At 69.3% G+C, this 14601-nt stretch carries 12 protein-coding genes; 3 read left to right on the forward strand and 9 right to left on the reverse strand.

Annotated features, from left to right (window positions below):
• Position 1: 1 nt before the first annotated feature.
• The 6 genes from ACX80L_RS01780 to ACX80L_RS01805 all read right to left on the reverse strand — a co-directional run bounded on the left by ACX80L_RS01780 (position 2) and on the right by ACX80L_RS01805 (position 7108).
• Positions 2–910, reverse strand: coding sequence for an aldose 1-epimerase family protein (locus ACX80L_RS01780; protein WP_459267278.1), 909 nt, complete (start codon positions 908–910; stop codon positions 2–4).
• Positions 907–2418 (reverse strand): arabinosylfuranosidase ArfA, encoded by a 1512-nt coding sequence (arfA, locus tag ACX80L_RS01785; protein WP_208740385.1) that lies wholly within the window; start codon positions 2416–2418, stop codon positions 907–909. The genes ACX80L_RS01780 and arfA overlap by 4 nt, the downstream gene beginning before the upstream one ends.
• A 47-nt stretch (positions 2419–2465) precedes the next feature.
• Positions 2466–3395, reverse strand: coding sequence for a carbohydrate ABC transporter permease (locus ACX80L_RS01790; RefSeq protein ID WP_459267279.1), 930 nt, complete (start codon positions 3393–3395; stop codon positions 2466–2468).
• A gap of 3 nt (positions 3396–3398) precedes the next feature.
• The gene (locus ACX80L_RS01795; protein ID WP_459267280.1) at positions 3399–4349 is read right to left on the reverse strand and encodes a carbohydrate ABC transporter permease; all 951 of its coding nucleotides are present in this window, start codon (positions 4347–4349) and stop codon (positions 3399–3401) included.
• Between the two features lie 105 nt (positions 4350–4454).
• Positions 4455–5804, reverse strand: coding sequence for an ABC transporter substrate-binding protein (locus tag ACX80L_RS01800; RefSeq protein ID WP_459287297.1), 1350 nt, complete (start codon positions 5802–5804; stop codon positions 4455–4457).
• Positions 5805–6091: 287 nt separating this feature from the next.
• The gene (locus tag ACX80L_RS01805) at positions 6092–7108 is read right to left on the reverse strand and encodes a LacI family DNA-binding transcriptional regulator (RefSeq protein ID WP_459287299.1); all 1017 of its coding nucleotides are present in this window, start codon (positions 7106–7108) and stop codon (positions 6092–6094) included.
• Between the two features lie 143 nt (positions 7109–7251).
• Here ACX80L_RS01805 and ACX80L_RS01810 point away from each other — a divergent pair, with 143 nt between their 5' ends.
• The gene (locus ACX80L_RS01810) at positions 7252–8526 is read left to right on the forward strand and encodes an FAD-binding protein (RefSeq protein ID WP_459287301.1); all 1275 of its coding nucleotides are present in this window, start codon (positions 7252–7254) and stop codon (positions 8524–8526) included.
• Between the two features lie 31 nt (positions 8527–8557).
• Here ACX80L_RS01810 and ACX80L_RS01815 read toward each other — a convergent pair whose 3' ends face one another.
• Positions 8558–9421, reverse strand: coding sequence for an MBL fold metallo-hydrolase (locus ACX80L_RS01815; protein ID WP_208740283.1), 864 nt, complete (start codon positions 9419–9421; stop codon positions 8558–8560).
• 90 nt (positions 9422–9511) lie between these two features.
• Positions 9512–10138 (reverse strand): membrane protein YczE, encoded by a 627-nt coding sequence (yczE, locus tag ACX80L_RS01820; RefSeq protein ID WP_459287303.1) that lies wholly within the window; start codon positions 10136–10138, stop codon positions 9512–9514.
• A 61-nt stretch (positions 10139–10199) separates the two neighbouring features.
• Between yczE and yczR the strand changes: the two genes are divergently transcribed.
• Positions 10200–11612, forward strand: coding sequence for a MocR-like transcription factor YczR (yczR, locus tag ACX80L_RS01825; protein ID WP_459287305.1), 1413 nt, complete (start codon positions 10200–10202; stop codon positions 11610–11612).
• A gap of 16 nt (positions 11613–11628) precedes the next feature.
• Here yczR and ACX80L_RS01830 read toward each other — a convergent pair whose 3' ends face one another.
• Entirely contained in the window at positions 11629–14157 is a 2529-nt protein-coding gene (locus ACX80L_RS01830) for an excinuclease ABC subunit UvrA (protein ID WP_459288069.1), read from the reverse strand.
• Between the two features lie 162 nt (positions 14158–14319).
• On the opposite strand from ACX80L_RS01830, the gene ACX80L_RS01835 reads away from it, so the two are divergent.
• A complete protein-coding gene (locus ACX80L_RS01835; protein WP_459267284.1) occupies positions 14320–14595 on the forward strand; it encodes a hypothetical protein in 276 nt (91 codons plus the stop codon).
• Positions 14596–14601: the final 6 nt, after the last annotated feature.

Here is a 14601-nt window from a genome sequence, read left to right on the forward strand (position 1 = left end):
GCTACAGGGCCGTGATCGTCCAGCCCGTCGCGTGCTTCTCCCCGGGCTGGAGGACGACGAGGTCCTCGCCCGAGTTGAAGGCGTCGGGTGGGCAGGTCATGGGTTCGACGGCGAGGCCGAGGCGTGTGTTCTCGGGCTTCTTCGGGAGGTCCGCGGTGTGGATCTGCACCCAGGGGCAGCTCTGGTCCCACACCATGGCCGCGCCGGTGCCGGAGGCCGGATCGGTGACCCGGACCGTGGCCCGGCCGGCGGCGTCGTACGTGAGGCCGGTGAAGGCGTGGTCGATCCGGACGTCCCCGAGGACGCGCGCCGAACGGAAGTCGAAGGGCGTGCCGTCCACGGCTTCCTTGCCGACCGGCAGCAGGCGGTCGGGCGTGACGGTCAGGACCGTCGAGGCGGGGAGCTCGAGCACCCACTCGTCGAGCGGTGACGGACCGGCCACCAGGTACGGGTGGGGGCAGACACCGTACGGCGCTCGCCGGGATCCCGTGTTCAGGGCGGTGACGTCCGTCCGGAAGCCCTCCCGGTCGACACGGAAGCGTGCGTGCAGCGCGAGCGTGAAGGGGTATGCCTCCGTCGGCTCGATGGTGCAGCCCAGGGTCACGGTGGACGCGCTGTGCTCCACGAGGGTCCAGGGGATGTCGAAGACCAGTCCGTGCAGGGCGGCGCCGCGCTCGGGTTCGTTGACGTGCAGCTGGTGGTCGACGCCGTCGAACGAATAGCGGCCGTCCTCGATCCGGTTGGGCCACGGCGCCACGAAGGCGCCGCGGAAGCTCGGCATCTCCTCGTCGGCGCCGAAGCCGACCACGAGCGGCCGTCCCTCGTAGGTCAGTTCCCGGACGGCAGCACCGAGACCGAGGACGACGGCCGTGTAGCCGCCGCCCTCGATCCTGTATTCGGAAGGGCTCATGCGAGGGATACGGCCGTCCAGGACACGGGGGGCAGCGTGATGGTCACGGCACCGCCGTCGAGCTTCGCTGAGGTGTTGGTCTTCATGGTCACGCGCTCGGGCTCCTCGAGGGTGTTCTTGGCATATACGTCCGTATCGTACAGCGACTGCGCCTCCACACGGCTGAAGCCGTTCAGGGCGGCGATGTCGATGGTCACGGTCGTCTCCTCGGTCTGGGACCGGTTGACGAGGAAGACGGCGGTGGCCCCCGTCGTGTCGTCGTGCGTGGCCACTGCGTCCACCAGGGACACCGTGCCGTAGTCGCTGGTCTCGTACGTGCCGGCGTCGAGCTTGAGTTCGAGCACGGACCCCTGCGCGAGCTTCGAGGTGAGGGAGAACGGGAAGAACGTGGTCTGGCGCCAGGCGGGGCCGCCCGGCTCCGTCATGATCGGGGCGATCACGTTCACGAGCTGAGCCAGCGATGCCGAGGTGACGCGGTCCGCGTGCTTGAGCAGCGAGATCATCAGGTTGCCGAACACGACGGCGTCGGCCACCGAGTAGCAGTCCTCGAGCAGGCGCGGGGCCACGGGCCAGTTGTCGAGGCCTTCGATCTTGTCGACGTTCTCGAACCGGCTGATGTACCAGACGTTCCACTCGTCGAAGGAGATGTTGATGGTCTTCGAGCTGCCGCGGACGGCCTTCACGTGGTCGGCGGTCGCGACGACGGACTCGATGAAGGAGTCCATGTCGACGGCGGAGGCGAGGAAGGAACCGAGGTCCCCGTTCTTCTCCTCGTAGTAGGCGTGGCAGGAGATGTAGTCCACGACGTCGTAGGTGTGCGTGAGCACCACGCGCTCCCATTCGCCGAAGGTCGGCATGTGGGCGCTCGAGGAGCCGCAGGCCACGAGTTCGATGGACGGATCGAGCTGGCGCATGGCCCGGGCCGTGATGGCCGCGAGCTTGCCGTAGTCCTCGGCGGAGCGGTGGCCGAGCTGCCAGGGGCCGTCCATCTCGTTGCCCAGGCACCAGATCTTCACCCCGAACGGGTCGGGGCGGCCGTTCGCCATGCGCTGGTCGGCGAGTGCGGTGCCCTTCGGCAGGTTCGTGTACTCGAGGAGCTCGAGGGCCTCCGGGGTTCCGCGCGTCCCGAGGTTCACCGCGAGCATGAGGTCGCTGTCGACCTTCCGCAGCCAGGAGGAGAACTCGTGCATGCCCACCTGGTTGGTCTCCGTGGAGTGCCAGGCGAGGTCGAGGCGGGTGGGGCGCTCCTCGCGCGGTCCCACGCTGTCCTCCCAGCGGAAGCCCGAGACGAAGTTCCCGCCGGGGTAGCGGATGGTCGAGACGCCCATCTCCTTCACGAGTTCGATGACGTCCTGGCGGAAGCCCTCGTCGTCGGCGGTCGCATGGCCGGGCTCGTGGATTCCGTCGTAGACGTGGCGGCCGAGGTGTTCGACGAACCCGCCGAAGATGTTGCGGTTGATGCGCCCGACCGTGAAGGAGGGATCGAGTGTGAGGCGTGCGTTCTGCATCGAGCTGCTTTCTGTTCAGGGTGGCGTGCGGTGGGGCGGGGTGCGGGCTACTTGAGCGAGCCGAGCGACAACCCGCCCTGCCAGTACTTCTGGAGGGAGAGGAAGGCGATGATGAGCGGGATGATCGAGATGAAGGCGCCCGTGGTGATGAGGTTCCACAGGGCCTCGCCGCCGCTGCCGGCGTTGGACAGTGCCTGCCAGCCGTTCAGGCCCACGGTGACGGGGAGCAGCAGCGGGTCGCTGAGCACCGCCAGCGGCAGGAAGAAGTTGTTCCAGGTCCCGACGACGGACAGCAGGAGCACCGTGACGATGGCCGGACGCAGCAGCGGGAGCGCGATCTGGAAGAACGTGCGGATCTCGCCCGCGCCGTCGATCCGTGCGGCGTCGAGGAGCTCATCGGGTACCGCCTCCTGGGCGAAGACCCGCATGAGGTAGACACCGAAGGGGCTGAGCAGCGACGGCAGGATGACGGCCCAGATGGTGTTCACCAGGCCCACCGAGCTCAGGAGGACGAACGTCGGGATGACGAGCGCCGTCAGGGGCACCATGACCGCACCGAGCAGGATGCCGAAGAAGGCGGCCCGGCCGCGGAAGTTGTACTTGGCGAAGCCGTAGCCGGCGAGGACCGCCAGGACAGTGGCACCCACGCCGCCGGAGATGGCGTAGAGGAACGAGTTGCCGAGCCAGCGCCAGTAGATGCCGTCCTGCCGTTCGAACAGGCCCTGGAGGTTGCTGAAGAAGTGGAATCCGTCGTCGAACCAGAGCGGGCCGCCGGATCCGCCGAACAGGCCTGCCGTGTCCTTGGTGCTCGCGACCGTCAGCCACCAGAGGGGGGTGATGAAGTAGATGACGAGCATCAGCAGGAAGATGTGCGAGCCGATGCGCGGGCCGCCGTTGCGGGCCCGGTTGCGGGCTGCCGTGCCGCGTGTCTTCCGGCCGGCGTCCTGCTGCTGGGGGGTGTCTGTGACGAGTGCCATGGCTTATTTCAGTCCGCTCTGCTTGCGGGTCAGGAAGAGGAAGATGAAGGAGAAGACGAACACGACGATCCCGAGCGCGAACGAGATGGCGGAGGCGTAGTTGAACTGGCTGTAGGAGAAGGCCAGCGTGAACGCATACATGTTCGGTGTGTACGACACCGGGATGGCTCCCTGCGCCACCCCCCTCAGGACCTGCGGTTCGGTGAAGAACTGGAGGGTGCCGATCAGGGCGAAGATGACCACCATGACCAGCGACGACGAGATCATGGGGACCTTGATGCGCAGGGCGATCTGCCGGTCGGAGGCGCCGTCGAGCACCGCCGCCTCGTAGATCCCGGGGTCGATACCTCGGAGTGCCGCGTAGATGATGATCATGTAGTAGCCGGCCCACTGCCAGGTGACGATGTTCACGAGGCTGCCGAAGATGTTGTCCTGTGCCAGGAATTCCGGCGCGGCGAGTCCGAAGAGGCCGAAGATACTGCTGGCCGGACCGAACCGCGGGCTGTAGAGGAAGCCCCACATCAGGGCACCGATGACGACGGGGATCGCGTAGGGGATGAAGATCATCAGGCGGGAGAACTTCGAGGCCCAGGTGGCGAGGTTGTCGAGGACGAGGGCAGCGACGAGGGCCACGAGCATCTGGGCCGGGATCATGACCAGGGCGAACTTCGCCACTGTTCCGAGGCCCTCGAGGAAGATCGGGTCGGAGAACGCCTTGAGGTAGTTGTCTGCGCCGACGAACTTGTTGCCGGTCGCGAGGGTGCTGGTGAACAGGCTCATCCGGAACGCGAAGACCAGGGGCAGGATGAGGAAGGTCAGGAAGATGAGGGCGAAGGGCGCCACGAACAGCCATCCCCAGCGCTGCCTGCGCCGGTAGTTCCTGTCGGGACGGTGCTTGACCTGCTGGGGGGCCTCGGCGCGGTGGGACGACGTCGGCGCGGTGGTCGTAGCCATGAAATGTCTTTCCTCGGGCTGGCGGTTGTCACGGTGGATCGGTCCCCTCGGGAGCGGACCGGGCGGGGAGGTGCCCACGGTCTCCGTGGGCACCTCCCCGGACGGCTACTTCACGGTGAAGCCCTGCTCGGTCGCGTACTGCTCGAGCGCTGCCTGGAGGTCGTCGAGTGCCTGGCCGGCGTCCTTCTCGCCCTGCACCATCGCGTAGAGCTGCTCGGTGAGCTGGTCGTAGGCGTAGTTCTGGAACGGGCTGAAGGTCGCTCCCTCGTAGCCTGCAGCAGCATCGAGGAACACGTCCTTGTTGATCTGCTGTCCGCCGAAGAACTCGTACTCCTTGTCGGCGAATTCCGGGGAGTCGAGGACCGGTGCGTAGGACGGGAAGAGTGCTCCCTTGTCCACACCGAGGTTCATGCCCTCCTCGTTGCCGAAGATGCCCATGGCGACCTTCGCAGCGAGCTCCTTGTCCTTCGCCTGTTCCGTCACGGCGAAGGTGGAGCCGCCCCAGTTCACCTGGACGGGGTTGGCAGCGTCCCACTGCGGGAGCGGTGCCGCGCGCCAGACGGCGGTCGGATCGGCGTCGGACAGCCCCTGCAGGTAGCCGGGACCCCAGGCCGCGGCGAGGTAGACGGCGTAGGAGCCGTCGACGAGCTTGGTGTTGTAGTCGGCGGTGAAGGCGTCGTCGGTCGCGACGAGGCCGTCCTTCACGAGGCCGTCCCAGTACTCCAGGACCTTCTTGGCACCGTCGTCGTTGACGTTGATGCCGATCTCCTGCGGGTTCGCGGAGTCGTACTCGAACGGCACGGACCCTGCCTGGGCGAAGAGCGCCTGGTTGAAGGCGCGGCCGTTGGTCGGGAAGTCGCCGATGACCGCGTCGCTGCCGGATTCCTTCAGCTTCCGGGCCACTGCCTCGAACTCCTCCCACGTGGTGGGAACCGCGATGCCCGCGGCGTCGAAGAGGTCCTGGCGGTAGATCATGCCCATGGGTCCGCCGTCGACGGGGATGGCGTAGACGGCGTCGCCGCTGCTCGCGTCTTCCCAGGCGCCCTCGGCGTAGTCCGCCTTGACGTCGTCGGCGCCGAATTCGGTGAGGTCCACGAGCGCATCGCGGATGGTGAAGCTGGAGAGGACCTCCGATTCGAGCTGGATGACGTCGGGGGCACCGGAACCGGACTCGATGGAGGTGGAGAACTTCGTGTACTCGTCGTTGCCCTGGCCCGCGTTGGTCCAGCAGATCTGGACGTCGTCGTTGGCGTTGTTGAACTGGTCGACGACCTCGTTGAACGCGGGGTACCAGGCCCAGACGGTGACCTGGGGCGCCTCGGCGTTGACGATGGTGTTGGTGCAGGAGGCTTCCTCGGAGCCGCCGCCGCCGCTTCCGCTTCCTCCGGAGCAGCCGGTCAGTGCTACGGCAGTGGCGGCGACGATGCCGGCCGTTGCCAGGAACTTGGCTTTCATATCTCTTGCTTCCTCTCGCGGTGGGATTCCACCGTGGTCCGCCCCGAGGGGCGGCCGGTCCGGGTGCTGCAGGGAGGAGGATCACCGGGGCACAGGTGCTGCGCCCGCTCGAATCTTCCTTGATCCGGGTCCGCCGTCCTGCAGTCCACCTCCCTGGGAGGGGGCTTCCGCAAGTGTCGGTTCCGTGGTTTACATCGTTGTAGGTAAACGATGTAGAAAGAAGCATGCAGAGTGGGGACGGTACCTGTCAAGCATCCGGGGGGATATTTTCGATTGCTGCAGGAGCGTCAGGCGGGAAGCGCCGAGGACTCCCGTTCGATGACCTGGAACCGGGCCTCGAACTCCCGGGGCGGCGACTCTCCGTCCCGTCCGGAGATGCGCTCCTGCAGCACACGCACGGCCGTGTCCGCGATCTCGTCCCGGCCGGGGTCGATCGTGGAGAGGGTGGGCAGTGAATACCGACCCTCGTCGAGGTCGTCGAACCCCATGACGGCGACGTCGTCGGGAATCCTTCGGCCCGCCTCCTGCAGGACGCGCATCGCCCCGAGGGCCAGGGTGTCGTTCATGCCGAACACGGCGTCGAACGCGACGCCGGCCTCGAGCAGTTCCCGCATGGACCGGGCGCCGTTGGCCCGGTGCCAGAACGTCGTATAGGCCACGAGTTCGGGCTCGAACGCGATGCCCGCCTCCTCGAGGGCCTGCCGGTAGCCCTGCAGCCGGAGTCCCGCCGAGCCGATGACCTCGCCCTCGTGCGCACCGACGACGGCGATGCGGCGCCGCCCCTTGGAGAGCAGGTGCGCGGTCGCGGCCCGCGCCGACTCCACGTTGCTCATGGTGACGTGGTCGGTGGGGCCGCCGAAGATCCGCTCACCGAGGAGGACGAGCGGGAAGTTCACGTTCAGATGGTGGGCATCCTCGTTCGACATGCCGAGGGGGCTGAACAGCAGGCCGTCGGTCATCTGGAGCCGCGGGCTGGAAAGGATCTCGAGTTCGTGGGAGCGGTCCCCGCCCGTCTGCTCGATGAGGACCTTGAGTCCACGGCGCTCGGCAGCCTTGATGATCGAACCCGCGAGTTCGGCGAAGTAGCTCAGCGAGAGCTCCGGGACGGCGAGACCGATGACGCCGGTCCTGCCCGAGCGCAGGCTGCGCGCCGAGAGATTGGGGCTGTAGCCGAGCTCGGCGATGGCCTCCATGACCCGCTGCTTCGTGTCGGCGCGGATGTGCTGGTAGTCGTTGATGACATTGGAGACGGTCTTGATCGAGACACCGGCCGCCAGCGCAACGTCCTTCAGTGTGGCCGCCATGCCGCTCCCTCGATCCACCCGTGATGCCCTGTACGCCACGCGTGAGGTGAGTCTACAACGTTGTAGGATAGGCGGGCACCCTGTGCGGACGGAGTGCGCAGCACCTCTCCCATCGTCGCGACACCGGGCAGACAAGGACCACCATGATCGAGGAACAGGTACGGGACCGGCTCAACTGGGCGGGCAATTACGAGTACCGCGCCCGGACGATGGAGCACCCCACCTCCCTCGCGGAGCTGCAGCGTGCCGTGGCCGGAGCCGACCGCGTCAGGGCACTCGGCTCGCGCCACTCCTTCAACGACATCGCCGACACCCCGGGGACCCTCATCGCCCTGGACGTCCTCGATCCGGGGGTCGAGATCGACGCCGACGCGCTCACCGTCACGGTTGCGGCGGGCGTGCGCTACGGCGTCCTCGCGGAACACCTGCAGCGGCACGGCTTCGCGATCCACAACCTGGCCTCGCTCCCCCACATCTCGGTCGGCGGCGCCATCGCCACTGCCACCCACGGCTCCGGGAACGCCAACGGCAACCTCGCCACCGCCGTCGTCGGGCTCGAGCTCGTGACGGCGTCCGGCGACGTGCTCACCGTGGCCAAGGGTGACGCCGACTTCGACGGCATGGTGGTGGGCCTCGGTGCGCTCGGCGTCGTCCATCGCGTGACCCTGCGCATCGAACCGTCCTTCGACGTACGCCAGGACGTGTTCACCGAGGTGCCGTGGGACGCCGTCCTCGCGGACTACGACGCCGCGATCTCCTCCGCCTACAGCGTCAGCCTCTTCACGGACTGGTCCAGCGACACCATCGGGCAGGCCTGGCTCAAGACCAGGACGGACAGCGGTACACCGGTACCCGGGACGTTCTACGGGGGTGCGCCGGCGGACCGGGCATACCACCCGGTACCGGGCGTCGCCGCGGACCACTGCACGCAGCAGCTCGGCGTTCCCGGACCATGGTCGGACCGGCTCGCCCACTTCCGCCTCGCCTTCACACCCAGCAACGGCCAGGAACTGCAGACCGAGTACCTCGTGGGTCGCGAGCACGCCGTCGAGGCCATCGAGGCCATGCGTGCCCTCGCACCCAGGATCACGCCGCTGCTGCTGGTCTCGGAGGTGCGGTCGATGGCCGCGGACGAGCTCTGGATGAGCAACAACTACCAGCGGGACGGCATCGGCCTGCACTTCACGTGGAAGCCGCTGCAGCCGGAAGTCGAGGCGCTCCTGCCCGAGATCGAGGCCGCACTCGCACCGCTGTCGGTCCGCCCCCACTGGGGCAAGCTGTTCCTGGCCGGCGCGGACCAGCTCGCACCCGCCTATCCCCGGTTCGACGACTTCCGCAGGCTGGCCCTGCGCCTGGACCCCTCGGGTAAGTTCCGCAACGATTTCCTCGACCGGACGGTCTTCGGCACCTCCGCCTGAGGCCGCTCCGCGCGCCGTCGTGCGCGCGTGCCTAGTGCTTGCGCGCCAGCCACTTCCAGTGCGCCAGGGTCCGCAGGCGGATCAGCAGGGCCCGCGACTGCTCGGGGCCGTAGGGCAGGATCGGGATGGCCTTGGTCATGTCCACGGACGCCTCGTCCATGGCGAGGCGCGTCACGCGGACCGCGCTGCGCATCTTGTTCATCTGGGTGACCACCTCGGCCACGGAGACCGGCCGACCGTGCCCGGGCACGAACACGTCGTAGAGATCCTCCAGCGCCACCATCTTGCCGAGCGTCCGCACCCAATCCGTGGGGAAGGAATCCTCGAAGGCCGGGTCGCCGCCCTCCTCAACGAGGTCGCCGGTGAAGAGGACGTTGCCCGCGCCGACCAGGAGGTCGTGGTCGGTGTGGCCCCGGCCCAGGTGGAACAGCGTCACGGACACGCCGCCGAGGTCCAGGTCCGCGGGCTTGCCCTCGACGAGCCGATTGGCCGGCAGGAGATCGGTGGAGTCGCCGTCCGCCGCCCCCATCGCTGGCTCGACGGCGGCGACCAGCGCACGCTGCTCGTCCCCGTGCTCCGCCTGCACCGCGCTGCAGCGCGACGTCGCCCAGAACTCCTCGACACCCTGGGAGGCGAAGTAGCTGTTGCCGAAGAAGTGGTCAGCGTGGGCGTGGGTGTTCACCACGATCAGGGGCAGCGCGGTGACGTCCCGGATGTGCCGGAACACCTCCGCGGCGCCCAGGGGACCCGCACCGGTGTCGACGACGAGCGCCCGCTCCGTGCCGACGACGAGCCCCACGTTCAGTCCGAACCCGGCGGTGCGCAGCACGTGGATACCCTCTCCGAGTTCGCGCCAGGGGCTGCGGGTCTCGGTGCTGGGGACATCGGTGGTCATGGGATCCTCTCGGTGGCGGCAGGACTACCAGTCTAGGTCCGCGCCCGTCCTCCACCCGAGAGGCTCAGGCGCCGGAAAGGACGCCGGCGCTCAGGAGCCCGCGACCACGGCCTCGCGGGCCGGGCGGGGACGCTCGGGGATCCGGAAGAGCAGCAATGCGACATTGACCAGCGGACCGATGAGGAGGGCGAACGCCACCGTGCCGAGACCTACGGACCCTCCGAGCAGCCAGCCGAGCAGGAGGACCGTACCCTCGATCGCCGTGCGGACGAGCCAGATCGGCAGCCCGAACCGCTGGTGGATACCGGTCATGAGGCCGTCGCGGGGGCCGGGGCCGAGGCGCGCGCCGATGTACAGGCCGGTCGCCACGGCGAGGAGCACCAGCCCGCCCGTGAAGAGCAGGACCCTGGCCCACAGCGCGTTCGGCTCGTCCAGGAGCGCCAGTCCCACCTCGGCGCTCGGACCGACGAGCAGGACGTTGAGGATGGTGCCGACGCCGGGACGTTGCCGTAGCGGTATCCAGAGCACCAGCACGATCCCGCCGATGATGTTGGTCATGAAACCGAACGGGATGCCGGTCTGCAGGGAGCCGCCCTGGCTCAGGACGTCCCAGGGCGACACCCCGAGCGTTGCCCGGATCATCATGGCGAGCGAGAAGCCGTAGAGGAACAGGCCGAGGAGGAGCTGCAGCCCGCGCCGGGCGCCGAGGAACGTCATGGTCCCAGTAGAGCCTCTGATTGGCCGTACATCAAGATGCCAATTGTGGGATGGTGGCCCCATGATGGTTCTCCCCGCCCGCCGCCTCGCCGCCGAACTCGGTTCCTGGCGGACCGTCGGCCCCGCCTACGTCGCCCTGGCGGACCGTATCCGGCTGCTCACCCTCGACGGGCGGATCCCGCTCGGCACCCGGCTGCCGGCGGAGCGTGAACTCGCGGCGCAGCTCACCGTCAGCAGGACCCTGGTCGCGGCGGCCTACGCACGGCTGAGATCGGCCGGGTACCTCGAGAGCACGCGCGGCTCCGGAAGCGTCGTGACCATGCCGGGGCGCGGGGCTCCCCCGCAGGACGACGGCGGCGCCGCCGTCGTGCTCGACTTCAGCAAGGCGGCACTGCCGGCGGCACCGCAGGTCGGTGAGGCCGCGGCCAGGGCATCACGCGAGCTTCCCGCCTACCTCAACGGGAACGGTTACGACCCGCTCGGCCTGCCGCGGCTCCGGCAGGCCCTCGCGGACCGGTATTCCGCCCGCGGTCTGCCGACACGGCCGGGGCAGATCATGGTCACCCTCGGCGCCCAGCACGCCATCTCCCTGCTCGCGCGCACCCTGATGGGGCGGTCCGACACGGCGCTCGTGGAGGCACCCAGCTACCCGCACGCCTACGAGGCCCTGAAGTCGGCCGGGCGCCGCCTCGTCCCCGTCGCGGTCGATGCGCACCGGGGCTGGGACGAGGACGGCCTCGAGCAGGCCTTCCGACGGACCCGGCCCGCGCTGGCGTACGTCATGCCCGACTTCCACAACCCCACCGGCGCGGTCATGCCGGCCGCGCAGCGCGCGCGTCTGATGGCCGCCGCCACGCGGGAGGGGACGGTGGTGATCGCGGACGAGACGATGGCGGAGCTGACCATCGACGGCCGGTCCGAACTCCCCCTCGCGGCGCATGGTCCGGCCGTGCTGACCGGTTCGATGGGCAAGACCGTCTGGGGCGGACTGCGCATCGGCTGGATCCGCGGCGAGGAGGACCTGATCCAGCGGCTCGTGCAGTTCCGGTACGCATCCGACCTGGGCACCCCCATCCTCGAACAGCTCATGGCCCTCGAGATGCTCGGGACGTACGACGAGCTCCTCCGGTTCCGCGCGACGCAGCTCGCCGCGGGCCGCGGGCACCTCGAATCGCTGCTGGCCGATCGGCTGCCCGGGTGGGAGGTCCCCCACGTGGCGGGCGGCCTGTGCACGTGGGTGAACCTCGGCGCACCGGTCAGCTCGCAGCTCGCCCTGGCCGCCCGGGACCGGGGCCTGCTCCTCGGGGCCGGTCCACGCTTCGGCATCGGCGGGGTCTTCGAGCGCTTCCTCCGCGTCCCCTTCAGCTATCCCCTCGAGGACACCCGGCGCGCCGTGGACATCCTCGCCTCCGCCTGGCAGTCCCTGGATCCGGCGGTCCAGGTGCAGGACGACTTCGCCCCGGCCCTGGTGTAGGAGACCGGTCCCGCCGTCACGACGCCCGCTGTCGTCCCCCGAGATGGGCCGCGAGGTAGGGCGCGGTGATGCTCGTGCCCGGGTCGAGGGCGGCGAGATCCCTCGGAGTACCGGTGGCGACGATCCTCCCTCCGGCCGAGCCTCCGCCCGGGCCGAGGTCGATCACCCAGTCGGCGGCCGCCACGACGGCCATCGTGTGCTCCACGACGACCACTGTGTTGCCGGCGTCCACGAGCTTCCGCAGCTGGGCGAGGAGCAGGACGACGTCGGCCGGATGCAGCCCCGTGGTGGGTTCGTCGAGCAGGTAGAGCGTGTGGCCGCGCCGAGCACGCTGCAGTTCGGTGGCCAGCTTGATGCGCTGGGCCTCTCCGCCGGACAGCTCGGTGGCCGGCTGGCCCAGCCGCAGGTACCCGAGCCCGACCTCGCGGAGCGTGGCGAGGGAGCGGGCCGCGCCCGGGACGGCGCCGAGGAAGACCGCCGCGTCGTCGACCGTCATCCCGAGGACGTCGGCGATGCTGCGTCCGTCGAGGGTGACCGCCAGGGTCTCCTCGTTGTAGCGGGCACCGTGGCACGTGGGGCAGGGCCCGTAGCTGCCGGGCAGGAAGAGCAGCTCGACCGACACAAAGCCCTCGCCCTGGCAGGTCTCGCACCGGCCGCCCTGCACGTTGAAGGAGAACCGGCCTGCTCCGAAGCCCCTCGCCGTCGCCTCGGGCGTCGCCGCGAAAGCCTTCCGCACGGCGTCGAAAAGGCCCGTGTAGGTGGCCAGGTTGGAACGCGGTGTCCTGCCGATCGGCTTCTGGTTCACGCTGACCAGCCGGTCGATGGATTCCAGCCCCCGGATGTCCCCGACCGCGGTGGAGGCATCACCGGCGTCGTCGCCCGCCTCGCCGTCCGCCGGCGTGTCGTTGCGGACGTGCCGTCCGACCGCGTCGGCGAGGACCGCGCTCACCAGGGTGGACTTGCCGGAACCGGAGACACCGGTGACGGCCGTCAGGACGCCCACCGGGATGTCGGCGTCGAGCCCCGCCAGGTTGTGGCGGTGGATTCCCTCCAGCCGCAGCCAGGCCGAGGGCGTCCGTGGCTCGGCCTGCGCGGCGTCGGACGGTGCTGTCCCGGACAGGAACGGGGCCGTCAGTGATTCCGGGACATCCGCGAGCCCGTCGGCGGGACCGCTGTAGATGATGGTGCCGCCGCCCTCCCCGGCGAGCGGACCGACATCGACGATCCAGTCCGACCGCCGGACCACGTCCATGTTGTGCTCGACCACGAAGACGGTGTTCCCCGCGTCCTTCAGGGCTTCCAGCACGGCGAGGAGCGGCTCGACGTCGGCGGGGTGCAGTCCGGCCGACGGCTCGTCGAGCACGTAGACGACACCGAAGAGGCCGGACCGGAGCTGCGTGGCGATCCGCAGTCGCTGCATCTCGCCCGGGGAGAGGGTCGGCGTCGCCCGGCTGAGGCTGAGGTACCCTAGGCCAAGGTCGACCAGGACGTCCAGCCGCTGGACGAGGTCGCGACTGATGGTGGCGGACACCTCCGTGCCCTCCCCCGACGTGGAGGACCGGTGGGCGGCCGAGGGATGCTCGATCGTCGCCGCCGGCTCGAGGTGGGCGGCCAGATCGGCGAGCGGCAGGGCATTCGCGTCCGCGATCGTGAGTCCTCCGAACGTCACTGCGAGCGCTTCGGGACGCAGGCCGCTGCCCCCGCACAGCCCACAGGGCCCGGACACCATGAAGGGCAGGACGCGATCGCGCATCTGGGGGCTCTTGGAGTCGTGCAGCGTGTGCATGACGTAGCTCTTCGCACTCCAGAAGCGTCCCTTGTAGGGCTTCGCCACACGGTCACGCTGGGGCGTCACCTCGACGACGGGCTGCTCGTCGGTGAACAGGAGCCAGGTCCGCGCCGCCGCCGGCAGGTCCCGCCACGGCACGTCGATGTCGTGGCCGAGCTCACTGACGACGTCGCGGAGGTTCTTGCCCTGCCATGCACCGGGCCAGGCCGCGATCGCACCCTCACGGATGGACAGGGACGGGTCCGGGACGAGCGTCTGCTCCGTCACGTCGCGGGCGATGCCGAGCCCGTGGCAGCGGGGACAGGCTCCTGAGGCCGTGTTGGGTGAGAAGGCGTCCGACTCCAGCCGGCCTGCTGCGGCCGCCGGGTAAGTTCCGGCCCGTGAGTACAGCATGCGGAGGGAGTTCGAGATGGTGGTGAGGGTCCCCACGGTGGAGCGCACGCTCGGAGTGCCGCGGCGTTGCTGCAGGGCGACGGCGGGAGGAAGCCCGGTGATCGACCCGACGTGGGGGGTGTGCCCCTGCTGGATGAGCCTGCGCGCGTAGGGCGCGACGGATTCGAGGTAGCGGCGCTGCGCTTCCGCGTAGATGGTCCCGAACGCGAGCGAGGACTTCCCCGAGCCCGAGACGCCCGTGAAGGCGACGACGGCGTCCCGGGGGCAGTCGACGTCGATCCCGCGCAGGTTGTTCTCGCCGGCACCCCGCACCCGGACGAAGCCGTCCCGCGTGCTCGTCGTTCCGTCAGGGGCAGCATTCATAGACTCGATCACCAACTCCACCCTACGGTCGTCCGGGGACGCTGCGCGCCGGGGGACCCGCCGCCGACGGGCGGATCATAGGACGGCGGCCACCCGAGAGGAAGGCCGCTGCCCGGTATTCACGGCATCGACCCCGCGGGACCCGGCTCCTAGGGTGGAGTCATGGCTGACATCAATGAAGAGTTCCCGACGCTGGACGACCTCAACCCCGACAACGACGCCCTGCCTCGTCCGTCACGGGCGACGCACGGGAAGTCCGACGACCACGTGGACGACGACGCCCTGGCCCTGGCGACCGAGCGTGAGGAAGTGGCCCTGGGCCTGAAGGACTACGTCCCGGAGGATGTCCCGCCGGCCACGGATCCCCTGCCGGAGGAGTCCTCCCCCGAGGCAGACCTCGCCCAGCGCGGGCTGCTCGGGAACCCCGACGACGCCTGAGTCCGA

Source organism: Arthrobacter sp. MDT1-48-3, from assembly GCF_054511015.1.